Consider the following 25587-nt stretch of genomic DNA (forward strand, 5'->3'; position numbering starts at 1 on the left):
CTCTCGAGCTCCTCTAGTTAACCGCTGTCGCGATGGTTTTGATTTCGAGGTACTCCTCGAAACCGGCCAGGCCCATCTCTCGGCCGTTGCCGGACTGCTTGTAACCGCCGAACGGGGCGTCGGCCGAATACCACACGCCGCCATTGACATTGATGGTGCCTGCGCGGACCCGCGCGGCGACCCTCGCCGCCCGATCCGGGTCGGCGCCGAAAACGGTGCCCGACAAGCCGTATGGCGAGTCGTTGGCAATGCGCACCGCGTCGTCGTCGCCGTCGTGCGGAATCACCGTCAGGACCGGGCCGAAGATCTCCTCGCGCGCGCAGCGGGCGTCGTTGCCCAGCCCGGCGATGACGGTGGGCTCGATGAAGAAACCGACGTCGCGGCCGGACGGCCGGCCACCCCCGCATGCGAATGCGCCGCCCTCGGCGATCGCCGAGTCGAGGTAGCCCTGGATGCGGTCGCGCTGACGCGCCGAAATCACCGGCCCGCAGATGGTTCCGGGGTCCGTGGGGTCGCCCGCCTTGATGCCGCCCATCGTCGCGGCCGCGATGGCGACGGCTTCGTCATACTTCGCCCGCGGCACCACCAGCCGGGTGGTGATCGCGCATCCCTGCCCGGCGTGCATGCAGACCGAGAACCCTGCCACGCCCACGGCACCGCTCAGGTCGGCGTCGTCGAGGACGATAAACGCCGACTTGCCGCCGAGCTCGAGGAAGACCTTCTTGATGGTGGCGGCACCGTCGGCCATCACGCTGCGGCCGGTGGCGGTCGACCCGGTGAACGAAACCATGTCCACCCGTGGGTCTTTGGCCAACAGCGCACCCACGCCGTGGTCGCTGGAGGTGACGATGTTGATGACACCGGGCGGGAAGTCGGTGTGCTCGGCGATGAGTTCGCCCAGCACCGCGGCGCACCAGGGTGTGTCGGGGGCGGGTTTGAGGACCACGGTGTTTCCAGCCGCCAGTGCGGGTCCGATCTTGGCGAGGTTGATCTGGTGGGGAAAGTTCCACGGCGTGATCGCCCCTACCACGCCGACGGCCTCACGGGCGATGGTGCGCCGGGTACGGATGCCCATCGGCGACGCCTCGCCGAGATCCTGGTTGTAAACGTAGGATTCGGCGGTATCCGCCGCGAACGCCAGGTCGTTGACCGGGACTTCGAGCTGGGCGATGCTGGTGAGCATCCGCGGCGCGCCGACCTCTGCGATGGTCAGGTCCCGCAGTTCTTCAAGGTGCTGCTGCATCGCCTCGCGCAGTTGGCGCACGCACCGCACCCGTAGCTCGGTATCGCGCGACCAGTCGGTGTCGTCGAAGGCGCGCCGCGCGGCGTCGATCGCGCGGCCCATGTCGTCGGCGCCGCCATCGGCCGCGGCTCCCAATACTTCCTCGGTCGCCGGATTGATCGTCGGGAACGTGCCGGCGCTGCCGGGCGACATCTTCCCGTCGATGAAAAGTGCGCTCACGCCGTCGGCCAACAAGGCCATCTCCCGCTCCCGTCTGTGCGACCAATCGAGCACGCGAATTCCAATGGATTTCAGTGGACAGTTGTCCGATATTATCCGATGGAACCATAGCCGCCTCGCCGTTAGCGGTGCAAGGGCCGATCTCGACTGGGGCGGCTACGCGACCGAAAACAGCACATTAACCGCTGTCTTTGCCGATCGGTCTTGCTTCCGGCGGAGTCGGTCCGATAGCTTGGACATGTGTCCAGCGATGCACTGGTGACGATCACGTCTCAGGCCGAGCACCAGACCGGCCCGCCCGCGCGAAACCGCCGCCAGGAGGAGACCTTCCGGAAGGTGCTCGCGGCGGGCATCGAGACGCTGCGCGAAAAGTCCTACGCCGATCTGACGGTGCGCGCGGTCGCGGCTCGCGCCAAAGTCGCCCCGGCCACGGCTTACACCTACTTCTCGTCGAAGAACCACCTGATCGCCGAGGTCTACCTGGACCTGGTCCGGCAGGTCCCCTACTTCACCGACGTCAACGACCCGATGCCCACCCGGGTGGACCAGGTGTTGCGCCACCTGGCCCTGGTGGTCGCCGATGAGCCAGAGGTCAGCGCCGCGTGCACGACGGCCTTGCTCAGCGGAGGCGCCGAGCCCGCGGTGCGGGCCGCCCGCGACCGGATCGGCGCGGAGATCCACCGCCGCATCACGTCCGCGATCGGCCCCGATGCCGACCCCACCGCCGTGTCGGCGCTCGAAATGTCGTTTTTCGGGGCGCTCGTTCAGGCCGGCAGCGGCGAATTCACCTATCGCGAGATCGCCGACCGGCTGGCCTATGTGGTCAGGCTGATCCTCACCGGCGCCGGAGAGACGAGCCAGGAGACAAGCACCGAATGACCATCCATGTTGGCGACCACGAGCTGGTCCTCGATCCATACGACTACGACTTCCACGAGGACCCGTACCCGTACTACAAGCGCCTCCGCGATGAGGCCCCGCTGTATCGCAACGAGGACCTGAAGTTTTGGGCGCTGTCGCGGCACCAGGATGTGCTGCAGGGTTTCCGCAACAGCACCACGCTGTCGAACAAATACGGCGTTTCGCTGGATCCGGCGTCGCGCGGCCCGCACGCGTCCAAGACGATGTCGTTTTTGGCGATGGACGATCCCGCCCATCTGCGTCTGCGGACGCTGGTGTCAAAAGGCTTCACACCGAGGAGGATTCGCGAACTCGAACCCCGCGTCACCGAGATCGCGACACAACACCTCGACACGATGCTGGAAAAGGCTAGGTCGTCAGCGGACGGCACGGTCGACTACGTCGACGAGTTCGCCGGAAAGCTTCCCATGGACGTCATCTCCGAGTTGATGGGTGTCCCCGAACCGGATCGAGTCCAGGTGCGCGCCTGGGCCGACGGGGTGATGCACCGCGACGAGGGCGTCACCGACGTGCCGCCGGAGGCCGTCGAAGCCTCCATCAACCTGATCGTCTACTACCAGGGAATGGTCGCCGAGCGGCGCAAGAAGCTGACGGATGACCTGACCTCGGCGCTGCTGGAAGCCGAGATCGACGGCGACCGGCTCACGGACGAGGAAGTCCTCGGCTTCATGTTCCTGATGGTGATCGCCGGCAACGAGACGACCACCAAACTCCTTGCCAATGCCGCATTTTGGGGCCACAAGAACCCCGGGCAGCTGACTCCGGTCTATGCCGACCTGTCGCTGGTGCCGCTGTGGGTCGAGGAGACCTTGCGCTACGACACGTCCAGCCAGATCCTGGCCCGCACCGTATCCGGGGAACTCACCCTCTACGACACCACCATTCCCGAGGGCGACGTATTGCTGCTGTTGCCCGGTTCCGGCCACCGCGACGAGCGGGTCTTCGACAGGCCCGACGACTATCTGATCGGCCGCGAAATCGGGCCCAAACTATTGAGTTTCGGTAGTGGCGCACATTTCTGCCTGGGCGCGCATCTGGCGCGGATGGAAGCCCGGGTCGCGCTCACCGAGTTGTTCAAGCGAATCCGCGGATATGAGGTGGACGAGGCCAACGCCGTCCGCGTCCACTCCAGCAATGTCCGCGGATTCGCTCACCTACCAATGACCGTGGAGGTCCGCTGAATGCCCCGCTTTGACCCCCTGCCCGAACGCCGGCCGGCCATCGTGGCCGGCGCCTCGTCCGGCATCGGAGAGGCCACCGCCATCGAACTCGCGGCGCACGGCTTCCCGGTCGCGCTCGGCGCGCGCCGAGTCGAGAAGCTCAACGACATCGTCGGCAAGATCAACGCCGAAGGCGGCGAGGCGGTCGGATTCCACCTGGACGTCACGGATCCGAACTCGGTGAAATCCTTTGTCTCGCAGTCGGTCGACGCACTGGGCGACATCGAGGTAATGGTCGCCGGTGCCGGCGACACATACTTCGGCAAACTCGCGGAGATCACCACCGACGAGTTCGAGTCGCAACTGCAAATCCACCTCGTCGGCGCCAACCGGCTGGCCGCCGCCGTGCTGCCGGGCATGCTGGAGCGTCAGCGTGGCGATCTGATCTTCGTCGGCTCCGACGTGGCCCTGCGCCAGCGGCCGCACATGGGTGCCTACGGCGCGGCCAAGGCCGCTCTCGTGGCGATGGTCACCAACTTCCAGATGGAGCTCGAGGGCACCGGCGTGCGGGCCTCGATCGTGCACCCCGGCCCGACGAAGACCTCGATGGGCTGGAGCCTGCCGGCCGAGAAGATCGGCCCCGCACTGGAGGACTGGGCCAAGTGGGGCCAGGCCCGCCATGACTACTTCCTGCGCGCGGCGGACCTGGCGCGCGCCATCACGTTCGTCGCCGAGACACCGCGCGGCGGGTTCATCGCGAACATGGAGCTTCAGCCCGAAGCCCCGTTGGCCGACAAGAAAGATCGACAGAAGCTCGCACTCGGCGAGGAGGGGATGCCGTCATGACAACCACCGCGATTGTGCCGCGGGTTTCCGGCGGCGAGGAAGAGCACGGTCACCTCGAGGAATTCCGCACCGACCCAATCGGTCTGATGAAGCGCGTCCGGGACGAGTGCGGCGACGTCGGCTGGTTCCAGCTGGTCGACAAACACGTCATCCTGCTGTCTGGCGCGGGCGCCAACGAATTCTTCTTCCGCTCCGCGGACGAGGATCTGGACCAGGCCGAGGCCTACCCCTTCATGACGCCGATCTTCGGCAAGGGCGTCGTATTCGACGCCAGCCCCGAGCGGCGCAAGGAGATGCTGCACAACTCGGCGTTGCGCGGCGAGCAGATGAAGGGCCACGCCAGCACCATTGAGGGCGAAGTCAAGAAGATGATCGCCAACTGGGGCGACCAGGGCGAGATCGAGCTGCTCGACTTCTTCGCGGAGCTGACCATCTACACCTCGACCGCCTGCCTGATCGGGCTGAAATTCCGTGAGCAGCTCGACCATCGCTTCGCGGAGTACTACCACGAGCTGGAACGCGGCACCGACCCGCTGTGCTACGTCGATCCCTACCTGCCGATCGAGAGCTTCAAACGACGGGACGAGGCGCGCGTCAAACTCGTTGCGCTGGTGCAGGAGATCATGGACCAGCGGCTGGCCAATCCCCCGAAGGACAAGGCCGACCGCGACATGCTCGACGTGCTGGTCTCGATCAAGGACGAAGACGGCATTCCCCGGTTTTCCGCCGACGAGGTCACCGGAATGTTCATCTCGCTGATGTTCGCGGGGCACCACACCAGTTCGGGGACCTCGGCGTGGACGTTGATCGAGTTAATCCGCCACCCCGATGTGTACGCCGAGGTGCTCGCCGAGCTCGAGGAGCTGTACGCCGATGGCGAAGAGGTGAGTTTCCATGCGCTGCGGTCGATTCCGAAGCTGGATAACGTGGTCAAGGAGACCCTACGGCTGCACCCGCCGCTGATCATCCTGATGCGGGTGGCCCAGGGCGAGTTCGAGGTCGAGGGCTTTCCGATCCACAAGGGCGACTACGTCGCCGCGTCCCCGGCGATCAGCAACCGGATTCCCGAGGACTTCCCCGATCCGGATGCCTTCAAGCCCGACCGCTACAACAAGCCCGAGCAGGCCGACATCGTCAATCGGTGGACCTGGATTCCATTCGGCGCAGGGCGACACCGGTGCGTCGGCGCCGCCTTCGCCCAGATGCAGATCAAGGCGATCTTCTCGGTTCTATTGCGCGAGTACGAATTCGAGATGGCACAGCCGGCCGACAGTTACCACAACGACCACTCCAAAATGGTCGTCCAGCTCGCCCGGCCGGCAAAAGTCCGCTACCGCAAGCGCCAGAAGTAGGTTCTCCCATGGGATTCAGGATCGAAGCCGATCTGGATTTGTGCCAGGGCCATGCCATGTGCGAACTGGAGGCGCCGGACTACTTCCGGGTGCCCAAGCGGGGCAAGGTCGAAATCGTGGACCCCGAGCCGCCCGAAGACGCCCGCGAGGAAGTCGAGCGCGCGGTCGATATGTGCCCAACGCATGCACTGTTCATCAAAGAAGATCCAGGAGACTGATTCATGACATCACAAGCGTCACGCGAGGAACTCGAGGCATGGGTCGACCGCTGGCTGCAGGCCAACAAGGACTGCGAGAAGGCCGGTGACTGGCGGCCATTGGCGGACTTCTACACCCAGGACGCCACCTACGGCTGGAACATCGGCCCCAAGGAAGACGTGATGTGCGTCGGCATCGACGAAATCCGCGACATTGCCCTGGGCCTGGAGATGGAGGGCCTGGAGAACTGGGTGTACGAGTACCAGAAGGTGCTCATCGACGAGAAGCAGGGCGAGATCGTCGGCTTCTGGAAGCAGATCGTCAACAAGTCCGACGGCACCAGGGACGAGATCTACGGCATCGGCGGCAGTTGGTTCCGCCTCAACGCCGACAACCTCATCGAGTGGCAGCGGGACTTCTTCGACTTCGGTCACGTCGCGTACATGTTCGGCAAGCTCATCGAATCCGGCGACCTCAGCTCCGGCATGCAGAAGCGAATCGAGCGCAGCATCGCCGGCGAGAAGCTGCCGGGCTACTACCCGCTCGGCCAGGCACCGGTGCCGATCTGGTGACCGGAGCCAGTGGCGGACCAACCAAGCATTTGATTTGTTGCACGCGCTATGCTGACGCGACAAGGGTGCCTGTGGCGCCCGTCACCAAGTTGTCCGGCATCAAGGGGCCGGCCAGCTCTGATCGATTCAAAGGCGAAATGGGGTCAGGACCATCGTGAAGACAAAAGGCGCACTGATCTGGGAGTTCAACCAGCCCTGGTCCATCGAGGAAATCGAGATCGGCGACCCGCAAGCGCATGAGGTCAAGATCCAGATGGAAGCGGCCGGCATGTGCCACTCCGACCATCACCTCGTTACCGGCGGAATCCCGATGGCCGGTTTCCCGGTGCTCGGCGGGCATGAGGGTGCCGGCATCGTCACCGAGGTCGGTGCGGGCGTCGAAGACATCGCCCCCGGCGACCACGTGGTGCTGTCCTTCATCCCGTCCTGCGGGCAGTGCCCGACGTGTCAGGCCGGCATGCGCAACCTGTGCGACCTGGGGGCCGGACTGCTCGGCGGTGCCGCGGTTTCCGACGGCACGTTCCGCATCCAGTCAAAGGGTCAGAATGTCTTCCCCATGACGCTGCTGGGCACGTTCTCGCCGTACATGGTGGTGCACCGCAGCTCCGTGGTGAAGATCGACCCGTCGGTTCCCTTCGAGGTCGCCGCCTTAGTCGGCTGCGGCGTCACCACCGGGTACGGCTCGGCGGTCCGCACCGCCGACATCCGGCCGGGCCAAGACGTCGCCATCGTCGGTGTCGGCGGGGTCGGCATGGCGGCGCTGCAGGGCGCCGTCAACGCCGGCGCACGCTACATCTTCGCGATCGACCCGGTCGAATGGAAGCGCGACCAGGCGCTGAAATTTGGTGCCACCCACGTCTATCCCGACATCGACGCGGCGCTGATGGGCATCATGGAGGTCACCTACGGGCTGATGGCCCACAAGGTCGTGGTCACGGTTGGCGAGCTGCACGGCGCCGACGTCGACAACTACCTCAACATCACCCAAAAGGGCGGCACCTGCGTGCTGACCGCCATCGGCAGCCTGCTGGACACCAACGTCAACCTCAACCTGGCGATGCTCACCCTGATGCAGAAGAACTTGCAGGGCACCATCTTCGGCGGCGGCAACCCGCAGTACGACATCCCGCAGCTGCTGTCGATGTACAAGGCCGGCAAGCTGAACCTGGACGACATGGTCACCACCCAGTACCGCCTGGAGCAGATCAACGAGGGCTACCAGGACATGCTGGACGGCAAGAACATTCGCGGCGTCATCCGGTACACGGACGCGGACAGGTAACTGCCGCCCCAACCGACTGGGTCCCGAGTGACGGGGTTCGGGCACCTGCTGGCGCCGGGACAGATCGGCGCCATGACAGTGCGCAACCGCATGGTCATGTCTCCGATGGAGACCATGTATGGCACGCCCGATGGGCTGCCGTCCGAGCGCACCCGCGACTACTTCGCCGCACGCGCCAAGGGCGGAGTCGGCCTGATCACGCTGGGCGCCACCGGGATCGACCACCAGCATCCGGAGACTCCAGGCGGGTTGCACCTGGCCACCGACGAATCGGTCGACGCGCATCGGGCGCTCGTGGAGGTGGTGCACGAGCACGGGGCCAAGATCCAACCACAAATCGTGCACGCCGGTCCCGACGGTCTGGGGCCCGAGATCTTCGGTGTCACGTCATTGGGCCCGTCGGTGATTCCCTCCTACCTCACCGGGCGCCCGTCGGTCGAGATCAGCAAGCAACAGCTGTGCGGGGTGTTCGATTTGTTCAAGGCCGCGGCGCGGCGTGCCGTCGAGGCCGGGTACGACGGCATCGAGCTGCACGCCGCGCACGGCTACATGCTGCTGGGCTCATTCCTTGCCCCGCAACGCAATCGCCGCACCGACGACTACCGCGGTGATTCGGTCCGCGGCCGTGCGCGGGTGGTCCTCGATGCGCTGGCCGCAATCCGTTCCGAGATCGGTGACGCCCTGCCGATCACGCTGCGAATCTCGGGCTACGAACGGGTCGCGGGTGGCCGGCCGATCTTCGAGACCGCGCAGCTGGCGCCGGAGTTCGTGGCCGCGGGTGTCAACGCGTTCCACATCAGCGGCGGGGTGATCGACCGGTTGGTGACCGGGATGGTCAACGGTGCCGACGACGGCGAGGGGCTCAACGTCGGGGCCGCGGCCGCGGTCAAGCAGGTGGTCGACGTGCCCGTGATCGCCGTCGGCCGCATCCACGATCCGGCCCGGGCCGAACGGATTCTGGCCGACGGACGCGCCGATTTCATCGCGATGGGCCGTCCGCTGCTGGCCGACCCCGAGCTGCCGCGCAAACTGCGCGACGGGCAGGCACACCGGATTCGCAAGTGCATCTCCTGTGAAAACTGCATCGATGCAATGGAACTGCGTTTCTCTGTCGACTGTGCCGTCAATCCACGCACCGGCAAGGAGCGCGAAATGGCGGCGGCTCCCGCCGCACGCACCAAGCGCGTGGTGGTGATCGGCGGTGGGCCCGCCGGGCTGGAGGCCGCCCGGGTAGCCGCCGAACGGGGACACCGCGTCACGCTCTTCGAACGCAGCGCCGCGCTGGGCGGCGCGCTGCGCTGGGCGGCGGTTCTGCATCCGGAGAATGAGCCTTTTCTGCGCTACCTGCGCCAGGAGATCAAGCTCAGCAGCGTGGAAGTCCGTCTGGGTCAATCGATTTCGTCTCAGGACGTCGTCGATGCCGGCCCGGATGCGGTGGTGGTCGCCACCGGTGGCAGGGTCGCCGTGCCGGCGATCCCCGGATCCGATCTACCGCACGTCCACACCGGTCCCGGGCTGCGCGAATTGCTGGGCGGGCGAGCCGAATCCGGCGCACCGGCTTGGCAACGGCTGGGGGCTTCCGCGCTGGGCGGGTGGCGGCAGCGGCTGGTGCATCCTGCCGCGGTCCGGATGGCCAGCCGCGCCTGGATGCCGGTCGGACGGCGGGTCGCCATCATCGGCGGTGACCTGGTCGCCCTGGAACTGGCCGAATTCCTGGCGAGCCGGGGCCGGCTGGTGTCGGTCCTCGAATCCGGCAAAAACATCGCCCCGGAGGTCGGCAACAAACGCAAGACCGAACACATGGATCGCCTCGACCGGCTGGGCGTCACCGTGCATGTGCGGGCCACCGTGGAACGGATCACCACCGAAGCGGTGGTGTTCACCCCGGCCGGCGGCACCGCCCGGCAGCTGGAGGCCGACAGCGTCGTGCTGGCCGGCACGGTCGAACCCGACACCACGATGTTCGACGCGCTGGCCGCCGCCCTGCCCGGCGCTCAGGTGCACGCCGCCGGCGACTGCACCGGGCTCGGGCTGATCCGCAAGGCCACCGAGGAAGGCGCGCGCGCCGCGTGCGCAATCTAGTGACAGGAGAACAAGAATGACCCGAACCGAAGAATCGCAGGCGACCCCGGCGCTCGCCGCCTCGCAGGCATCATGGCGATGCGTACAAGCGCACGACCGGGAGGGCTGGCTGGCCCTGATGGCCGACGACGTCGTCATCGAGGATCCGATCGGCAAATCCGTGACCAACCCGGACGGCACCGGGGTTCGCGGTAAGGAGGCAGTCGGCGCGTTCTTCGACACGAACATCGCGGCCAACCAGCTGTCCATCACTTGCGAGGAAACGTTCCCGTCGAGTTCCCCCCATGAGATCGCCCACATATTGGTGCTCAACAGCAAGTTCGAGGGCGGCTTCACCAGCTCGGTGCGGGGCGTGTTCACTTACGCGGTCAACGACGCCGGACTGATTACCAACATGAGGGGCTACTGGAACCTCGACGTCATGCAGTTCGGCAAGGAGGAGTGAGCCGGCCGCACGGCGCCGAAGGCACTACCGCCTCCTGAGATTCGATCGCGCGTGCGCTATCGAACCCGGCGCAAGCAGGCGCGGCCCGAGGCGAGAACCATCGCCCCTATGCTGGGGCCATGGCATCGATCTTCACCAAGATCATCAACCGTGAACTTCCCGGCCGCTTCGTCTACGAGGACGACGAGGTCGTCGCGTTCTTGACGATCGAGCCCATGACTCAAGGGCACACGTTGGTGGTGCCGCGGGCCGAAATCGATCAGTGGCAGGACGTCGATGGGGCGACGTTCGCCCGGATCATGAGCGTGAGTCAGCTTGTCGGCAAGGCCGTGTGCAAGGCCTTCAAGACTGAGCGGGCGGGGGTGATCATCGCCGGGCTGGAGGTGCCCCATCTACACGTGCACGTGTTCCCCACCCGCCGCCTGAGCGACTTCGGTTTCGCCAACGTCGACCGCAACCCCTCACCGGAATCCCTGGACGACGCGCAGGCCAAAATCAAGGCGGCCCTGGCTCAATTGGCGTGAACCGGCTCCTGCGCCGGCACTTCGCTGACGCGCGGGAGTGTGACCCGGAAACAACAGCCCTCCCCGGGCGCGGTCGTCACCGTGACGGCGCCGCCGTGCGCGCGCACCAGCGAGTCGACGATCGATAGCCCCAATCCAGTGCCGCCGCTGGCACGCGCCCGCGACGAGTCGGTGCGATAGAAGCGTTCGAACACCCGCGACGCGTCCTGCTCGGTCATGCCGGGACCCTTGTCGGCCACTTCGAGCACGGCGTCGTCCCCCTCGGTGCCGACCCGCACGGTGACGTCGGCGCGCTCCGGGGTGTGCTGCAAGGCATTCGCGACCAGGTTGCTCAGCACCTGTCGGATCCGCGGTTCGTCTCCGAGCACCTCCGGGGTGCCAGGGCCGTCGAGCACTTCCATGGCAATGGTGCGCTTGGGGTCCATCGCCTGCGCGTCGTGCACGGCGTCGCTGGCCAGCGCCAGCAGGTCGACCCGGTTGTGTTCGAGCGGTCGTTGCACATCGAGGCGGGCCAACAGCAGCAGGTCGTCGACCAGCAGCCCCATCCGGCTGGCTTCGCTTTCGATGCGCGACAACAGCATGGCGACGTCGCGCGCGGCGCCCTGCCGATACAACTCCGCGAAGCCGCGGATTGTCGTTAGCGGGGTGCGCAGCTCGTGGCTGGCGTCGGTGATGAACCGCCGCATCCGCTCCTCGGAACCGCGGGCCTTCTCGGCCGACGACTCCGAGGACGCGAGCGCCTCCTGGATCTGCGCAAGCATTCCGTTCAGGGCGAGGGACAGCCGGCCGACCTCGGTACGTGGATCACGTTCCGGGACACGGCGATCCAGCTGGCCGGCGGCTATCGCCGCGGCAGTCTGTTCGACCTCGGAGAGCGGCCGCAGGCTGCGCTGCACGACCGCGAAGCCGGCGATGCCGACCACTACCAGCACCGCCACCCCGATACCGATCTGCAACCAGACCAGGGAGCTGACCGTGTGTTGGACGTCGGACAGGTCGATCGCAACGGTCGTCAGGCCGTGCGGGCCGCGCACCGACACCGCGCGCCACTGGATGTCGGACCCGTTGACCGACGGCAGCGTCGTCGGATTGGGGCCTACGTCGTTGTTGGGCGGCAATGCCGGTTCGGAGTTGCGGTCGTTGATCGCGGTGAACGGGGTGCCGTCGATGCCGATGCCCCGCACGTAGAACTTCGACGGTGGCCGGCCCGGGTCGGGGGCCCCGTAGGGCGGCGGCGACTCGCGCCGCGGGGCCTGCGCCCAGCCCCGCGACGCGTCGAGCAGCGTCTGGTCGATCCGGGTGACCAGGCTGTGCCGCAGGATCGACGTGACCGCGATGCCCGAGACCGCCAGCCCGCACGCCACCAGCGCCAGGGTGGCGGCGACCAGCCCTACCCGGAGCGGCAATCCACGTCGATGCTGTTTGGCCATGTGAATGATTCTTCGCTAACGCTGGCGGCCGAGCGCGGGCTCAGCGTGGTTCCCGCAACACGTAGCCCACTCCCCGCAGGGTATGCAGCAGCCGCTTCTCCCCAGTATCGATCTTGCGGCGTAGGTACGAAACGTAGGACTCGACGACATTGACGTCACCTCCGAAGTCATATCGCCACACGTGGTCGAGGATCTTGGGCTTGCTCAAGACCGTGCCCGCGTTGATCACAAAGTAACGCAGCAGCGTGAACTCGGTCGGCGATAGGGACACCGGTTCGCCGGCCTTCCACACCTCGTGCGTCTCCTCGTCGAGTTCGATGTCGGCGAAGGTCAGCCGGGCGCTGCGGGGCTCCGCTCCGCCCTTGCCGGCGCGCCGAAGGATGACCCGCAGCCGGGCGACGACTTCCTCCAAGCTGAACGGCTTGGTCACGTAGTCGTCGCCGCCCAGGGTCAGGCCGGCGATCTTGTCCTGCAACGAATCACGGGCCGTCAGGAACAGCGCCGGGGCGTCGATGCCGTCGGCGCGCAGGCGCCGCAGCACTCCGAATCCGTCCATCCCGGGCATCATCACGTCCAGGATCACCGCGTCGGGGCGGGCTTCCCGGGCCCGATCCAGGGCCTGGGCGCCATTCGTCGCGGTGTAGACCTCGAAACCCTGGAACTTGAGGCTCACCGAGAGGAGCTCGACGATGTTGGCCTCGTCATCGACTACGAGGACACGAGCCTCCGGTTTCGTTTCGCTTGAGGTTGCCGCGGTCATCAGATTCTTCTGCCTCTTGTTGAACGTTTCCTATGTAAAGGTTGTGTGGTTGCTGAAAGCTCAGTGCCAACACTCTGATAGTAGTCTGCCAGGCCTCATCGCAACCGCTCGGACCTGCGCGGGTCGGCGCAGTCGCGTCGCGAATAGACTCGTGGAATGAACCTCGCCGCACGGATCGTGTTGGCCGCGACCGCCCCGGCACGTGTCGGGCTCGCCGCCGCGGACGCCGGCCTGACCGTGGCAACCGCGGCGGTCGGGGTGGCGAAACGGGCGCTGGGCGAAGGCGGGACCGGCGGAACGAACGCCATGACTTCCATGCTGGGAATCGACGACGCGATCGTTCGTGCCAACCGGCTCGCCCGGCTGCTGGACGACGATGCGCCACTGGGACGGGCCGTGGCACCGGAGGGACCGATCGACCGGCTGCTGCGCCCGGGCGGGTTGGTCGACATGCTGACGTCGGACGGCGGCCTGCTGGACCGCCTTACCGCTGAGGGCGGGGGCCTGCACCGCACCCTGCAGCCCGGCGGCCTGGCCGATCAGCTTGTCTCCGAGGACGGACTGATCGAGCGGCTGCTGGCCGAGGATGGGCTGGCCGACCGGCTGCTGGCCGAGGGTGGTCTGGTCGACAAGCTGACGGCGAAGAACGGGCCGCTGGACCAGCTCGCCGACGTCGCCGACACCCTGGCGCGGCTGACGCCCGGGATGGAAGCGCTGGAGCCCGCGATCGCCACGCTCCAGGACGCGGTCGTCGCGCTCACCATGGTGGTGAACCCGCTGAGCAGCATCGCCGACCGCATTCCGCTCCCCGGCCGGCGTCGTCCTTCGTCCCGGACGGTGCGCTCAACGCGCATCATCGACAGCGGCGAGTGACCGATTAGGCTTGGACCGGTTTGATCCCGCCTCCTTAGCTCAGTGGTAGAGCACTCGCCTTGTAAGCGAGCGGTCGTCAGTTCAATCCTGACAGGGGGCTCCAGGCATCGCCGCCGCTCTGGCGCTCTCAGATTCCGGCGCAGATATGGATGAATGGAATCGGCGCGCAGATGCTGGCCGAGACGTAGGGCCTGGGGCCGTAATAGCCACCCCAAGCGGGCGGCGGAGGCGGTGGAGCCGCCGGAGGTGGTGGCGGTGGGGCCGCCGGTGGCGGCGCTACTGGTTGAGCTGCCTGCGCGAGCACCACACACGTATCGGACGGTGGGTCGTACACGGTGCCTTCGCCACATTCGGCGGCCCTACTTACCGCCGGCGATAGAGACGTCATGGTCACCGCCAGCGCGAATGCGGCTGGGCCGATGACTGCCAAACGGTTAGCTATGCTGCGCATCACATGACTCCGTGCAGGGAGATCGTAGCTCTGACCTCGTTGCTACGGAAGGGGCCGAAGTGGCCTTTTTGGCGCGAACTCAACCAAAGTCCAGTCGGCGAGTTCGGGGACTCCGCACAGCAGCTTTCCGGGCCGGGCGAAGGCGACCACCCCGGTTATGGCGGGCCGGGGACGCCGTCCAGATCTCGGTGGATACCTTGCAGGTCCCCTTGGATCCCTTGCAGCTTCCCCTCGATTGCCTGCAGATCGGAGAGGGCATTCTGGTAGGCCGGCGACAAGTCGGCCGGGGCCGCGGGTTGAGACTGAGGGCAGTACGCAACGATGGCGCCCGCGGTGACTTCGGTGCTTTGGTTGGCGTCCCAAATCGACGATCGCTGCACGAATTCGACCGCATCCGCGAAATTGGGTTGGCGCGCCAGGAAGTCGCAGACCGCGTGACCCTGGGTTATCACGTATTCGTGGTTGGGGACTGGCACCCCTTCGTGCTTCAACGCGGCGATGAACGCCGCGTCGGCGGCCTCGATGCGCGCATTGGGCGCTTGCGGCGCAACAGGTTTGGGCGCGGGCGCGGCCGACGGCGGAGTTTCCGCCCGCTGCGCCGATGAATCCTGGCGGTGGACCGAAAACATCACCACCACCGCGGCGGCGACGGCCACCAGAGATAGCGGCAAGGCCGCGAGCAGGCCCAAGTGCCGCTGCACGCCCTTGCGCCGGCGAAGCGTGGTGCCGATTCCGGCGCCCCTCGACCCGGCGTTGGGGGCAACATCGGTTTCATAGGCTTTCGCCGCAGCGGGGAGAGACGCCCCGGCGCTGTGGGCCAGGAGCTCGTCGAGCAGTTCGTCCACCTCTCGGGACGACGGCTCGCCGCCGTGCTCTCGGACCGCTCGTCGCCCGAGCGCGATGCGCCGCAATTCTGAATCGATGGTCTCGCGGTCGCGCATATCAACCAGTTTGAGCGTGTCAGGACGACGTCACAAGCCCCTAGATACGGGCCGATAACGGCGCGCCCGCACAGCCGCGCTCCCGCTGACCATGCAGCGTTGTTAACGCCGCCACGAACGCCCCGAACGCGCGGAGACTTGCCGGGAGCCGGCCCGCCACACCTGCAGTTCGACCTCGTGCACGCCCCGACGAGCTGGCGCGATCCGCACGCCGGAGACTCCAGATCCGATTCGTCGCCCACGAACCTTTGGACGACATGAAAGCCATTCTGAGGCAGTCGATTACAGTTAATAGCCACCCCACGTGGTACGCTTGCCCGGGATGCCCGTCGGCATCCGTTCAAAATGAGAGAAGTTGAAGGTATGACACAGGGAACTGTGAAATGGTTTAACAGCGAAAAAGGCTTCGGTTTTATCGCTCCGGACGGCGGCGCAGCAGATGTGTTCGTCCACTACTCGGAAATCCAGGGAAACGGCTACAAGTCGCTGGAGGAAAATCAGCGAGTTGAGTTCAATGTCGAGCAAGGGGCCAAGGGTCCGCAGGCAGTCGGAGTAACCGCCGTCTAGCGCGAGTTCGACCGTGTGGGCTGGTGGGTCGTTTCCCACCAGCCCACAGCACGTTAAGGGGTCCCCGGCCCGCTTCCGCCAGGGCGTGCACCGGGGCGCGGTTTTTGGGGTTGATGAATGCCAGGCGCTCGGCGCAACGTCCGTGCGAACTCTGGCGTGTAGATTGGTAGCAGCAGTCCGCGTTCGCGCTGCCGAGTAGCCAAATTCTTGTGGGGATGAGCAGATCCACGAATCGATCGCCCTTCGCCCCCAAGCCAACCACATTTGGGCTGAAGCCAACCTAACTTGAGGACCCGCTCCATGACATCATCCGACTTGTTTTCCCATCGCTACGAGCCCGAGGTCGTGTCACCGGCCAGTCGCGATGCAGAACCGGTGCAACTTCCGACTTTCTCCGACCGCCCCAACAGCGATTCCGCCGCTCCGAAGCCCTGAGCGTCTGAGCGCGATCCCGGCCTGACCGCCGACCCATCGCGCGGCGCTCCGTCGCCTACTGCGCCGGAGGCGGCACGGGGCCGGGCGGCGGTCCGTCCGGCGGGGGCGGTGGAGCCGGTGACCGGTGCGTGCAGTCCGGCACATAAATCAGCACGCCCCCGACCATCGTCCAACCGATCGCGCATCCCGGCGGCAGCAGAGGGCGTGTATCGGGCGCAGCGATCAGCATCGTCACCATTGCGGCAAGCATCGCCGGACGAATGAGACGAGAGACGTGCTTGGGCATTGCCGCCGCAGCTCGGCGAATCCTGTTCCGTCTCTCGGTCGGTTCAGCCGCGGCGTCACACATGTAGCTTGTCCACTCTGCTGGGAAGGTGATTCTCAGTCTGGAATAAGCCGCGGTCACCCGCAACTTGTGGGGAATTCCAGGGCCCCGAGATTTCGCCGGTTTCCGCGCGGCATGAAGCCGGTTGCCGTCAACAAGATTTCGCACTTCGGGGATGCTTTGAGGCCACTACCTGAGGCGATCTGCCCCAGCCGATACGGGCCACGGCATTGATGTCAGGCGGTCAGATGCGAAAGACTATTCCTGGCAAATCGACGGAAGTGACTCCAGTGAGGCGTAACCCGACGGTCGCTGCGACCGCGCCGGTGTTTCTCGGCGCCATCATGTTGCTAGTCGTCGGCTGTTCGTCCCCGACGGTGAAGCCCAATGCAACGGCGATGACTGCTTCAACCGCCGCGACGGCGGGCGCCGCACCGCTCGCTTCGAGAACTGTTGCCGCAGCACCGAATCCGCCCCTTGGCGCCCAGCCACAACTGGCGTCTGACCCGGCTCAGTTGGCCGACGATTTGGTCGCGGACGAGCGCGCGCTTCGTGACCCGTCGACGGCGGAGCCGGCACTGACGGCGGCGGCGCACCGCGAGCAGGCCGCGTACCGCGCCATTGGGCGGCACCCCGATTGGGACTCGATCACCCGGCCGCGCATCCCGCCGGAGCTGAGCGGCGTCTACGACCGTAACCTCGATGCCCGTCGCCAGCTCCAGGCAATGACGCCCGCGAAAGACACGCTGCCCGCGTGGCGGATCGAGCCTCCCGTACCCGCCGACGAACTGATGAATGACTACCACGCGGCGGAATCGGAGACCGGCGTCGGCTGGAACTACCTGGCCGCGATCAACCTCGTCGAGACCCGCTTCGGCAGCATCAACGGCGCGAGCACGGCCGGCGCGCAGGGCCCCATGCAGTTCTTGCCGTCGACGTTCGCCACCTACGGCCAGGGCGGCGATATCAATTCGCCGCGCGACAGCATCATGGCGGCGGGCCGCTTCCTGTCCGCCAACGGCTTCGCCAACGACCCCGACCGCGCCATCTACGGCTACAACCACGCACACGAATACGTCCAGGCGGTCGACCAATACGCCGCGCTGATCGCGGCCGACCCGGCCGCGTTCCCCACCTACTACCGGTGGGACGTCTATTACGTCACCACCGCCGGCGACGTGTTGCTCCCCGTCGGTTACGCGGAGGCAGCCCCGATCGCCGTCGCGGATTACCTCGCGGCTCATCCCCAGTAAGGCAGCTCCGCACGGCGGCGACCAAGCGCGACAAGCTATTTCGTGTGCGGCACCGGGTGGGGGCGACGCTATGTTCGGTCCTGCTTGCGCGCGAGGAACGCCTGCATGTGCTCCTGGGGCTCTCCGGTCAAGAACGCCAGACCGAACTGCTCGATGCTGTCCTCGATCGCCCCGTGGACCGTCATGTCGAACCACTTGTTGAGCAGGCGCTTTTGCTGCCGGACAGCGTGCGGGCCGAATCCGGCGAGTTTCGCGGCGAGTTCGGCGATGCGAGAGTCGAGCGCGTCGGCGGAAACCACCTCATGCACCAAACCCCAGGAGACGGCCGTGCCCGCGTCGATTGTCTCACCGGTCAGCAGGAGCCACGCCGCGTGCGACGCCCCGATCAGCGCGGGCATCAAGGCCGAGTGGATCACCGAGGGGATTCCGACCGCCACTTCCGGCATGCCGAATGTCGCCCCGGATTCGGCGATCCGCAGATCGCAGCACATCGCGACCTCGAGCCCACCGCCGAGGCAGTACCCGGCCAATCGGGCGATGACGGGAACGGGACATTCGCGGATCGACTCGCACAGGGTTGCGAGCCGACGGATGAACGCCTCGGCGCTCGACCGGTCCAGGTTGACCATCTCGTTGATGTCGGCACCGCCGATGAACGCCGCCTCCCCCGCCCCGCGCAGCACGACCACCCGGACGTCACCATCGCCGTCGACGGCGCGGAATGCCTGTGTCAATTCCTCCACGGCGCGCGTGCCGACGATGTTGAGCCGTTTCGAATTGGTCAGCTCGATGGTGAGTACGCCGCTGTCACCACCGACCCGGACGAACCGCTCCTCCACCGCGTTCACGCACCCCTCATAGGTACTTCAGGGCGATGTCTTGGAGGTGAGCGCGCATCTTTTGGCCAGTCGCCTTCTCCAGCTTGATCCCCAGTTCGCCCGCGAGGTTGACGAAACCCATCAACAGCAGGATTTCTCCGTCCGGCTCATCGATCACGTTCTCGACGAGCCGGTTCCAGGCGAATTCGTTGCCGCTGTCGGACGTCCAAGCCGTCATGACGTCGATGGCTCGGCGGACGTTCTCTCGCACATCCATTCCCGGAGCCTGCCACGACGACCCGATCGCCGCCCACCAATGGCGCGCCGGCTAGACCGGCGGCCCGTCAGTACAGCGGAACCCAGACGCCCATGTACCAGAACCCCCAACCGCCGAACTGCCAGTTGAAGACCGGGATGGCGGTGTAGGAGTCGTACTGGAACGGCCCGAAATCGACCTGCGCGACGGCGACATCACGCTGCGGCCCCGACCACGGACGGTTCCAGCCGCCGGGAGGCGGCGGACCGTCCCAACCCCCTGGAGGCGGCGCGCCGACCCAGTGCGGCGGCGGATGGCCGGGGGCCGGACCGTCGTTCCAGCCGTGGCCCCGCGGCGGGGGTGGCGGCGGCGCACCGTGGTCGACGATGCTGAAGCCCGCCCGCGCATCGCCGGGCCCGCCTACCTGGGCGTTACCGCTGACGTACGTCCCGCGCGGAACGTAAGGCTGATGCGGAGGCTGGGTGCTCGGCGGGTTGAGGGCCTGCCTGCCCTGCGGCGGCGGGTTGTGCTCGCTCGCCGGCGCATTGGGTTGTCCACCCGGCCCGTTCTGATCGTGATCACCCGGCTGGTTGCCCGGCCCGCCCTGCTGCGGGTACTGGTTTGGCGCCGGCGAGTTCTGCCCGCCCTGCGGCGGGTTTTGCCCGTGCTCGTTGGGCGCCGGCGTGTTCTGCTGACCCTGCGGCGGGTTGTTCTGCCCGGTCTGCTGCGGCGGGTTGTTCTGGCCGGTCTGCTGCGGGGGATTGTTCTGCCCGCCGGGGCCGTTCTGACCGCCGGGTCCGCCCTGCTGACCGCCCTGTTGCCCGCCCTGCTGACCGCCGGGACCGTTCTGACCGCCGGGTCCGCCCTGTTGCCCGCCGGGTCCGCCCTGCTGCCCGCCGGGTCCGCCGGGGTTGCCCCCGCCCCCGCCGCCACCGCCACCGCCATGGCAGCCAGGGCACGGCGGCGGGGGGTCGAGCGGAGCCGCGAAGGCCGAACCCGCGTTCAAAGTAACCGCGGACATGCTCAGCCCCGCCGCGATGGCCGCCGCGCTGACGACACGTTTCATAGACATAGCTGCGTCCCCTCTTGGGTCTCGGTCGCCTGCACTACGGGCAGGTCACGTCCAACTCGAAAGACTTGGTTACCGGCTGCGGTTGCTGCGGGTTGCTCATGTCGAGCCCGGTCGCGGTGCCCTTGATTGCGTAGGTCTTCCCGTTGACCGCGGCTCCCGCGTTGCCCCCTTGATTGGGAGCCGCGTCGGAGAAGCCGAGCGTGATGCCGTTGACACTGCCGAGTCCGACCGAGTGCACGATGGGCGGGTTGGCGTTGCTGACCACGGCGCCGACCCCCGCCGTCGGGTCACCGACGCCGATGTTGGTGTTGTCGCCCGCCGGCGTGCACGTGACCTGGCCGCTGACGTTCTGCGCCTGACCGTCGACGATGACCTGCGGGCCGGCCGCCGACGGCGACGAGGAACCCGACGATCCCGTGCTTGACTTGTTACTCGAACAGCCGGCGCACGCCGCGACCACTACGGCCACGCCCGCCACGCCGACGACGATCCCACGCTTCACTACTGCTCTCCCTCGTGTCGCTGGTGTCGCACTAACGAACTCATTGGCCTCGTCAACCTAGCGAGTCCCGGCCAGTGCCGCGGCGCGCGGATACCCGTTAGCCGCAAGTTACAAACGCTGTGTTAAAGGCGGGCACGCGCGGTTGGGCGTCAAGGGAGAACGCGTAACCCCCACCTGCCCAGCAGCGGGTCGATGAGCGTGAAGTAGGTCGTGTTGTCGTCGCCGTCGGGCGAGGACATCAACAAGCCCACGGCACTTACGGTGCCGTCCGGGTTCTTCACAAAACCCGGACTGCCGCTGTCGCCATTGAGACTGAACACGCTGGCCTCGACAACGTCACCGTCTACGTGTGTGACGGAACCGCAGGTTTCACCGGTGACCGCGCCCAATTTGCAGAAGGGCATGCCTTCGCGAATTTTGTTAGCGCTCAACACATCCCGAACAGCATACCGCCCGCCGACATCTCCGAGGGGCGCCCCCACGCTCGGGCGGAGGAGGATGATGGCGGCGTCCCTCGTGTCGCCCTCCTTCTCGCTTGCGGTGATCTTTCCGAGCGGGACGTCATTGCCGTATGTCCACTGTGAGCCGTCGTGGGCGTCGCAATGGCCGCTGGTCATCAGGTAATAGCTGCCGTTATTGCCCTGCGCCGCGAAACCCGATGTGCACGAGCTATTTTCGTCTTCGACCTTGATACCCGGCGTGACGCCCGCGTCGGCCCGCGCCGGGTTCGCCAGCGCCGTCGCGGCGACGAGCACAGCACCGACCAAGCCCAAACCTCGCAACCACTGCAATGCCACGCCGCCTCTCTTGATGTGTCGGCCAGCATGCTAACAGCGCCAGCGGGTTTCGGCCGCCTGGGCGCTAAGTCCGGGCGCGCACCTGACCCGACCGAATTGACATGAGCGACAAATCTTTGGGGAATGCCCTGCCGGACAATTGCTTTCACTCTAGGCCGACGAACCGATCAGTCGTCGAGATGCCTGGCGAGGAACCCCAGGACGGCGTCGGCGAAGATGTCGTTGCGGTCGCCGGCGACCATGTGCCCGGCACCGCGCACATCGGTGAACTCGACCTGCGGAAAGCGCGCCAGGAATTCGTCCGCCCGTTCCTGGCTGACGAGGTCGCTCATCTGGCCCCGAATCAATAGCATCGGCACGCCGCCGCGCAAGATGGCGTCGACGGCCGCGTGCATGCGGTCGGGGTCGGTGACCTCGAAAGGGGGAAACGCGGCGGTCCCGCTGATGAACTGGGGATCCCAGTGCCAGTACCAGCGATCGCCGCGTCGGCGCAGATTCGTGGTCAGGCCGTCTAAGTCGGTTGGCCGCGGCCGGTGCGGGTTGTATTCGGCGATCGCGTCAGCGACCTCGTCAAGTGAGGCGAAGCCCGATTCCACCCGATCGGACATGAAGGCGTGTATCCGATTGGCTCCGGACTGGTCCATGTTCGGCACGATGTCGACCAACACGACCGCGCTGGCGATGCCCGGGGAAATCTCACCTGCGAGCAGCATCGAGGTGAACCCGCCAAGTGAGGCACCGACCAGCACCGGCTGCGGGGGCAGCGTGCCCAGCACCTCCTGGACGTCGCCGGCAAAGCTGACGACGCGGTAGTCGCCTTCGTCGGACCAGTCGGATTCGCCGTGGCCGCGTAGGTCGACGGTGACCGCTTGCCAGCCACGCTGGGCGACGGCTGCGGCGGCCCTGCCCCAGGAGCGGCGAGTCTGCCCGCCGCCGTGCAGGAACACCACGGCGCGCGCTCGAGGATCGCCAAGCCGGTCGGCGACGATGCGCACGCCGCCGGGTCCCTGGATCGAAAACGGTTCCACTGCCATGGGCATCAGGTGATACTAAGCCGCTTCTGCGCCGACCCGGGTGGCGAAGCGCCTCCAATACGATGCAGGCGGGGCGTCCAGAGGAGAATCCGATGCAGCTTGACGAGTACATGTCCTTGGACGCGACGGCGTTGGCCGAACTCGTCGACCGCAAGCAGGTGACGCCGGGCGAACTCCTCGCGTTGGCGCGTCAGCGAGCAGACGCAGTGAATCCGCGGTTGAACGCGATCGTCCGCCGCCTCGGCGATGTGGCGGACCGACAGGCCGCCGATCCGGGCCTGCGCGGACCGTTTGCCGGTGTGCCCTTCGTGATCAAAGACCTTGCTCAGGAGTACCGCGGCTTTCCGACCTCGAGCGGTTCCCGTTCGCTGGCCAACGACGTGGCCGACCAACACGCCCTGGTGACTCAGCGGTTCCTGGACGCGGGACTGGTGATCTTCGCAATGACCAACACCCCGGAGTTCGGGGCCAAGGGCGTGACGGAATCGGATTACTGGGGCCCGGCCCGCAACCCGTGGAACACCGAGCACACTCCCGGCGGTTCTTCGGGTGGATCCGGCGCGGCGGTCGCGGCCGGGATCGTCCCGGCGGCCGGAGCCAACGACGGTGGTGGATCGATCCGCATTCCCGCGGCCTGCAACGGGCTGGTCGGACTCAAGTTCAGCCGGGGGCTGTCGCCCTACGGTCCGCAGACCGGTGAGCCGATGTTTGGGATGGTGACCCAGGGCGTCGTATCACGCACCGTGCGCGACAGCGCCGCGCTGTGTGACGCGATCGTCGGCCGCGATCCGCACGCCGCCTACGAAGTTGCCCTTCCGCGAGGCACTTTCGCCGATCACATCAAGCGCAGGCCGGGCGAGCTGCGCATCGGATACTCGTGGTCCTCGGCGATCAACCCGCATCCCGATCGGGAAGCCGTCGCCGCGGTGGAACGGGCGGTGGCGCTCCTCAGCGATCTGGGGCACCGGGTCGAGGAGGTCCCACCCCCCTACGACGACGACGCGCTGGCGCGCGACTTTCTCACCATCTGGTTCGCGCAGCTCTATCAGCACGTTGCCGACGCCAGACAACGCACCGGCGCCCGCGACCGCGATTTCGAGGCCGACACCTTGGCCGTCAGTGAACTCGCCCGGGCCACCGGCGTTCTGGCGCCCATACTTGCGTTGGAGAACAGAAACAATCACATCCGATCCCTGTCGACGTTCCACGAGACCTTCGATTGCTTGTTGACCCCGACCCTGGCCACGCCGCCCCTTCGCGTCGGCGCCACGGCGACGCCGCGCGCGCTGCAACAGGCGGCCCGGGTCGCCAGCAAGCTGCGGGCGGGAAAAGTCATGGCGCACAGCGGAATTCTCGACCAACTGATTCAGGAAAGCCTGGGCTGGGTGCCTTACACGCAACTCGCCAACATCACCGGGCGCCCCGCGATCAGCGTGCCCCTGCACTGGACACAGGCCGGGCTTCCGCTCGGTGTGCAGTTGGTGGGGCGCCTGGGCGCCGACGGCGATCTACTTCAGCTGGCAGCCCAGCTCGAAGAAGCGGCCCCCTGGGTACACCGGTACCCCGCGCCCGCGTGACTATCTCGGGAATCCGGGCTTGTCCCCCGGCCCGTGATCGCCCCGCCATAATCTGGCGAACCGCCGGGCCACGTCGCCAAGCCGATACCCCGCTCGTTGTGAAGCGTTGATCCTGCCGAGGGCCTGTTTGCCCTCTGCTGCGTAGTCCTTGACCGTTTCGTCGCCTTCTTCAGCGCGCATCCTCAACCTCCGGTCCTCATCAGGCTGTTTGTGTCCGCGCCTAACGCTCAGACGGTTCCGACGGCGTCAAACGCTCCGGCGGATCTGCCGGTGCGAGCCGTTCAGGTGTTTCCGTCGGCGCCGGTCGCTCGGGTGTCTCGCTCGGAGTACCCCGCTCCCGCGGCTCGCTTGAGTTCATCATTTAGCCCTCCGATCGGCTCAGAGTTGCCTACCCGCCGACCCGGGGGATCGAAACGCCTACGGGCCGCGCCCCCACCGCGCACGGTCAGGCCACCGGTTGCTTGCTGGCCTTCACCGGCGTGGTGCTCGGCGGCAGCTTGAGCAGGTTGCCGCGCAGGCTGCCCCGCAAGGTGCGCGCGGCAACCAGCAGCCAGGTGAACAACAGGCCGGCGTACGCGATGGTCGCGGCCACCCGGAACGCGGGCAGATGCGTGTGGCCGGCGAGCTGGGAGGTACCCGTGACGAAGGTTCCGACCGGGAAGGTCAGGCTCCACCATGTCAGGGCGAACGGCATGCCGCGCAGCAGTGTGCGCACGGTCAGCGCGGTTGCCAGCGCGATCCACAACACCGCGAAGCCCCACACCGGAACTCCGTACAGGATCGCGAAGGCGTTCATGTCCTCGGCCACTTCGGGGTCAACGGCCAGTCCGGCGCTGGCACCCAAAAGCCCTGCGGCGGTGATGGATTGGCCGAGCGGACCCAGCACGATCCACAGCGTTGGCACCCGCGCGGAACCCGAGGTGCCATACAGGGTCAGGCGCGCCCAGATCATCGCGATGATGTTCAGGGAAGCCAGCAATGACAGCCCGAACATCGCGTAACAGCCGTACAGCAGGGTCTCGCGCCCGGTGCCCGACGACACGTGCGGCAGCAACAGCGCACCGGTCGCCGCGGTCACCATGGGCGGAACCACCGGCATGAGCCAGCCACCGAATGCCGCGTCGGGCTCGACGTTGTGCTGGGTGAACATCAAGAACGGAATGCTCACCGCGGTGAACAGCCCGCCCAGCGTCCCCGCGGTCCACAGCACCCAATCCAGGTCGACGGCGATGCGTTCGCCCAGCAGATCCCTGCCGACCAACACAGCTCCGCCGCCGACCGTCATCAACGCCATCGGGGCGGCGCCGTAGAAGTGCGCCATCTGTGGATTGCGCGCGTGCGTGCGCGCGACGGTGGGGTGGCGCAACCAGTGGCCCCCGACCAGGACGATCAGCACCGCCAGCAGGACGGCGGCCATCACCCAGACCACTTGGGCGAAAGCGCGCAATCCCGCCACGTGCACGGGCAGGGTGGCGCCGGCGATGGCGACGATGCCGGTGCCCATCACCGAGGCGAACCAGTTGGGTCCGATGTTGCCCAGTACCTCGACCCGGGTCTGCGGCGACGGCGCGCCATCCGGGTTGGTGGTGGTCATAGCTGAAAAACCCTACTGCGCCGCGCCGAACCGGGCGGGCATCCCGCTTACACTCCAA

Annotated in this window: 24 protein-coding genes, 1 tRNA gene and 1 pseudogene; 15 read left to right on the forward strand and 11 right to left on the reverse strand. The window is 66.7% G+C overall.

The features are described 5' to 3' along the window. Positions 1–13: 13 nt before the first annotated feature. Positions 14–1483 (reverse strand): aldehyde dehydrogenase, encoded by a 1470-nt coding sequence (locus tag A5756_RS17630; RefSeq protein ID WP_066955059.1) that lies wholly within the window; start codon positions 1481–1483, stop codon positions 14–16. A 219-nt stretch (positions 1484–1702) separates the two neighbouring features. Here A5756_RS17630 and A5756_RS17635 point away from each other — a divergent pair, with 219 nt between their 5' ends. The 10 genes from A5756_RS17635 (at position 1703) to A5756_RS17680 (ending at position 10844) form a co-directional block, all read left to right on the forward strand. Further along, positions 1703–2341, forward strand: a complete 639-nt coding sequence (locus A5756_RS17635; RefSeq protein WP_066955062.1) for a TetR/AcrR family transcriptional regulator — start codon at positions 1703–1705, stop codon at positions 2339–2341. Continuing rightward, positions 2338–3564, forward strand: coding sequence for a cytochrome P450 (locus A5756_RS17640; protein ID WP_066955065.1), 1227 nt, complete (start codon positions 2338–2340; stop codon positions 3562–3564). The genes A5756_RS17635 and A5756_RS17640 overlap by 4 nt, the downstream gene beginning before the upstream one ends. Next, positions 3565–4389 carry an SDR family oxidoreductase gene (locus A5756_RS17645; protein ID WP_066955068.1) on the forward strand — a complete coding sequence of 275 codons (825 nt, stop codon included), beginning with the start codon at positions 3565–3567 and terminating at the stop codon, positions 4387–4389. After that, the gene (locus A5756_RS17650; RefSeq protein WP_066955071.1) at positions 4386–5741 is read left to right on the forward strand and encodes a cytochrome P450; all 1356 of its coding nucleotides are present in this window, start codon (positions 4386–4388) and stop codon (positions 5739–5741) included. The genes A5756_RS17645 and A5756_RS17650 overlap by 4 nt, the downstream gene beginning before the upstream one ends. An 8-nt stretch (positions 5742–5749) precedes the next feature. Next, complete coding sequence (locus A5756_RS17655; protein ID WP_066955074.1) at positions 5750–5959, forward strand: ferredoxin; 210 nt, start codon at positions 5750–5752, stop codon at positions 5957–5959. A gap of 3 nt (positions 5960–5962) precedes the next feature. Continuing rightward, the gene (locus tag A5756_RS17660) at positions 5963–6511 is read left to right on the forward strand and encodes a hypothetical protein (protein WP_066955077.1); all 549 of its coding nucleotides are present in this window, start codon (positions 5963–5965) and stop codon (positions 6509–6511) included. Between the two features lie 154 nt (positions 6512–6665). After that, positions 6666–7793 carry an NDMA-dependent alcohol dehydrogenase gene (locus A5756_RS17665; RefSeq protein ID WP_066955080.1) on the forward strand — a complete coding sequence of 376 codons (1128 nt, stop codon included), beginning with the start codon at positions 6666–6668 and terminating at the stop codon, positions 7791–7793. 27 nt (positions 7794–7820) lie between these two features. Then, positions 7821–9875, forward strand: coding sequence for an FAD-dependent oxidoreductase (locus A5756_RS17670; protein WP_066955083.1), 2055 nt, complete (start codon positions 7821–7823; stop codon positions 9873–9875). Between the two features lie 16 nt (positions 9876–9891). Then, complete coding sequence (locus A5756_RS17675; protein WP_066955086.1) at positions 9892–10320, forward strand: ketosteroid isomerase family protein; 429 nt, start codon at positions 9892–9894, stop codon at positions 10318–10320. 119 nt (positions 10321–10439) lie between these two features. Then, entirely contained in the window at positions 10440–10844 is a 405-nt protein-coding gene (locus A5756_RS17680; protein ID WP_066955090.1) for an HIT family protein, read from the forward strand. Here A5756_RS17680 and A5756_RS17685 read toward each other — a convergent pair. Next, a pseudogene (locus A5756_RS17685) lies at positions 10816–12274 on the reverse strand (sensor histidine kinase). The gene A5756_RS17680 and the pseudogene A5756_RS17685 overlap by 29 nt on opposite strands. A gap of 40 nt (positions 12275–12314) precedes the next feature. Further along, positions 12315–13034 carry a two-component system response regulator PhoP gene (gene phoP / locus A5756_RS17690; RefSeq protein WP_066955095.1) on the reverse strand — a complete coding sequence of 240 codons (720 nt, stop codon included), beginning with the start codon at positions 13032–13034 and terminating at the stop codon, positions 12315–12317. 156 nt (positions 13035–13190) lie between these two features. Between phoP and A5756_RS17695 the strand changes: the two genes are divergently transcribed. Further along, positions 13191–13907: a hypothetical protein gene (locus A5756_RS17695; protein WP_066955098.1), complete on the forward strand. Its 717-nt coding sequence runs from the start codon at positions 13191–13193 to the stop codon at positions 13905–13907. A gap of 28 nt (positions 13908–13935) precedes the next feature. Next, positions 13936–14010 (forward strand) — tRNA-Thr (locus A5756_RS17700). 503 nt (positions 14011–14513) lie between these two features. Here the strand turns inward: A5756_RS17700 and A5756_RS17705 are convergent. Next, on the reverse strand, positions 14514–15299 hold the full coding sequence (locus A5756_RS17705) for a DUF732 domain-containing protein (protein ID WP_066955101.1): 786 nt from the start codon (positions 15297–15299) through the stop codon (positions 14514–14516). Between the two features lie 363 nt (positions 15300–15662). Between A5756_RS17705 and A5756_RS17710 the strand changes: the two genes are divergently transcribed. Continuing rightward, positions 15663–15866, forward strand: a complete 204-nt coding sequence (locus A5756_RS17710) for a cold-shock protein (RefSeq protein ID WP_066955104.1) — start codon at positions 15663–15665, stop codon at positions 15864–15866. A 1104-nt stretch (positions 15867–16970) separates the two neighbouring features. After that, the gene (locus tag A5756_RS17715; RefSeq protein WP_066955950.1) at positions 16971–17879 is read left to right on the forward strand and encodes a lytic transglycosylase domain-containing protein; all 909 of its coding nucleotides are present in this window, start codon (positions 16971–16973) and stop codon (positions 17877–17879) included. Positions 17880–17947: 68 nt separating this feature from the next. On the opposite strand, the gene A5756_RS17720 is transcribed toward A5756_RS17715, so the two are convergent. The 6 genes from A5756_RS17720 to A5756_RS17745 form a co-directional block, all read right to left on the reverse strand. Continuing rightward, on the reverse strand, positions 17948–18727 hold the full coding sequence (locus tag A5756_RS17720) for an enoyl-CoA hydratase (protein WP_066955107.1): 780 nt from the start codon (positions 18725–18727) through the stop codon (positions 17948–17950). A gap of 7 nt (positions 18728–18734) precedes the next feature. After that, a complete protein-coding gene (locus A5756_RS17725) occupies positions 18735–18974 on the reverse strand; it encodes a hypothetical protein (RefSeq protein WP_066955110.1) in 240 nt (79 codons plus the stop codon). 67 nt (positions 18975–19041) lie between these two features. Next, positions 19042–20019 carry an MAP_0585 family protein gene (locus tag A5756_RS17730; RefSeq protein ID WP_066955113.1) on the reverse strand — a complete coding sequence of 326 codons (978 nt, stop codon included), beginning with the start codon at positions 20017–20019 and terminating at the stop codon, positions 19042–19044. A 40-nt stretch (positions 20020–20059) separates the two neighbouring features. Further along, positions 20060–20527: a lipoprotein LpqH gene (locus tag A5756_RS17735; protein WP_066955116.1), complete on the reverse strand. Its 468-nt coding sequence runs from the start codon at positions 20525–20527 to the stop codon at positions 20060–20062. A 149-nt stretch (positions 20528–20676) separates the two neighbouring features. Then, the gene (locus A5756_RS17740) at positions 20677–21324 is read right to left on the reverse strand and encodes a S1 family peptidase (protein ID WP_066955118.1); all 648 of its coding nucleotides are present in this window, start codon (positions 21322–21324) and stop codon (positions 20677–20679) included. A 167-nt stretch (positions 21325–21491) separates the two neighbouring features. Next, on the reverse strand, positions 21492–22358 hold the full coding sequence (locus tag A5756_RS17745; protein WP_197505801.1) for an alpha/beta fold hydrolase: 867 nt from the start codon (positions 22356–22358) through the stop codon (positions 21492–21494). A 92-nt stretch (positions 22359–22450) separates the two neighbouring features. Between A5756_RS17745 and A5756_RS17750 the strand changes: the two genes are divergently transcribed. Further along, entirely contained in the window at positions 22451–23935 is a 1485-nt protein-coding gene (locus A5756_RS17750) for an amidase (RefSeq protein WP_066955121.1), read from the forward strand. A gap of 445 nt (positions 23936–24380) precedes the next feature. On the opposite strand, the gene A5756_RS17755 is transcribed toward A5756_RS17750, so the two are convergent. Then, positions 24381–25529 (reverse strand): TDT family transporter, encoded by a 1149-nt coding sequence (locus A5756_RS17755; protein WP_066955124.1) that lies wholly within the window; start codon positions 25527–25529, stop codon positions 24381–24383. Between the last annotated feature and the right edge of the window lie 58 nt (positions 25530–25587).

Origin of the sequence: Mycobacterium sp. 852002-53434_SCH5985345, assembly GCF_001667155.1 — a bacterium.
Classification (GTDB): domain Bacteria; phylum Actinomycetota; class Actinomycetes; order Mycobacteriales; family Mycobacteriaceae; genus Mycobacterium.

What these genes read in the sequence shown, in the direction of transcription:
- A5756_RS17630 (WP_066955059.1), bottom strand. Translation starts at nt 1,483, where the DNA reads ATGGCCTTGTTGGCCGACGGCGTGAGCGCACTTTTCATCGACGGGAAG.
- A5756_RS17640 (WP_066955065.1), top strand. Translation starts at nt 2,338, where the DNA reads ATGACCATCCATGTTGGCGACCACGAGCTGGTCCTCGATCCATACGAC.
- A5756_RS17645 (WP_066955068.1), top strand. Translation starts at nt 3,565, where the DNA reads ATGCCCCGCTTTGACCCCCTGCCCGAACGCCGGCCGGCCATCGTGGCC.
- A5756_RS17650 (WP_066955071.1), top strand. Translation starts at nt 4,386, where the DNA reads ATGACAACCACCGCGATTGTGCCGCGGGTTTCCGGCGGCGAGGAAGAG.
- A5756_RS17655 (WP_066955074.1), top strand. Translation starts at nt 5,750, where the DNA reads ATGGGATTCAGGATCGAAGCCGATCTGGATTTGTGCCAGGGCCATGCC.
- A5756_RS17660 (WP_066955077.1), top strand. Translation starts at nt 5,963, where the DNA reads ATGACATCACAAGCGTCACGCGAGGAACTCGAGGCATGGGTCGACCGC.
- A5756_RS17675 (WP_066955086.1), top strand. Translation starts at nt 9,892, where the DNA reads ATGACCCGAACCGAAGAATCGCAGGCGACCCCGGCGCTCGCCGCCTCG.
- A5756_RS17680 (WP_066955090.1), top strand. Translation starts at nt 10,440, where the DNA reads ATGGCATCGATCTTCACCAAGATCATCAACCGTGAACTTCCCGGCCGC.
- phoP (WP_066955095.1), bottom strand. Translation starts at nt 13,034, where the DNA reads ATGACCGCGGCAACCTCAAGCGAAACGAAACCGGAGGCTCGTGTCCTC.
- A5756_RS17695 (WP_066955098.1), top strand. Translation starts at nt 13,191, where the DNA reads ATGAACCTCGCCGCACGGATCGTGTTGGCCGCGACCGCCCCGGCACGT.
- A5756_RS17705 (WP_066955101.1), bottom strand. Translation starts at nt 15,299, where the DNA reads ATGCGCGACCGCGAGACCATCGATTCAGAATTGCGGCGCATCGCGCTC.
- A5756_RS17710 (WP_066955104.1), top strand. Translation starts at nt 15,663, where the DNA reads ATGACACAGGGAACTGTGAAATGGTTTAACAGCGAAAAAGGCTTCGGT.
- A5756_RS17715 (WP_066955950.1), top strand. Translation starts at nt 16,971, where the DNA reads ATGTTGCTAGTCGTCGGCTGTTCGTCCCCGACGGTGAAGCCCAATGCA.
- A5756_RS17725 (WP_066955110.1), bottom strand. Translation starts at nt 18,974, where the DNA reads ATGGATGTGCGAGAGAACGTCCGCCGAGCCATCGACGTCATGACGGCT.
- A5756_RS17730 (WP_066955113.1), bottom strand. Translation starts at nt 20,019, where the DNA reads ATGAAACGTGTCGTCAGCGCGGCGGCCATCGCGGCGGGGCTGAGCATG.
- A5756_RS17745 (WP_197505801.1), bottom strand. Translation starts at nt 22,358, where the DNA reads ATGGCAGTGGAACCGTTTTCGATCCAGGGACCCGGCGGCGTGCGCATC.
- A5756_RS17750 (WP_066955121.1), top strand. Translation starts at nt 22,451, where the DNA reads ATGCAGCTTGACGAGTACATGTCCTTGGACGCGACGGCGTTGGCCGAA.
- A5756_RS17755 (WP_066955124.1), bottom strand. Translation starts at nt 25,529, where the DNA reads ATGACCACCACCAACCCGGATGGCGCGCCGTCGCCGCAGACCCGGGTC.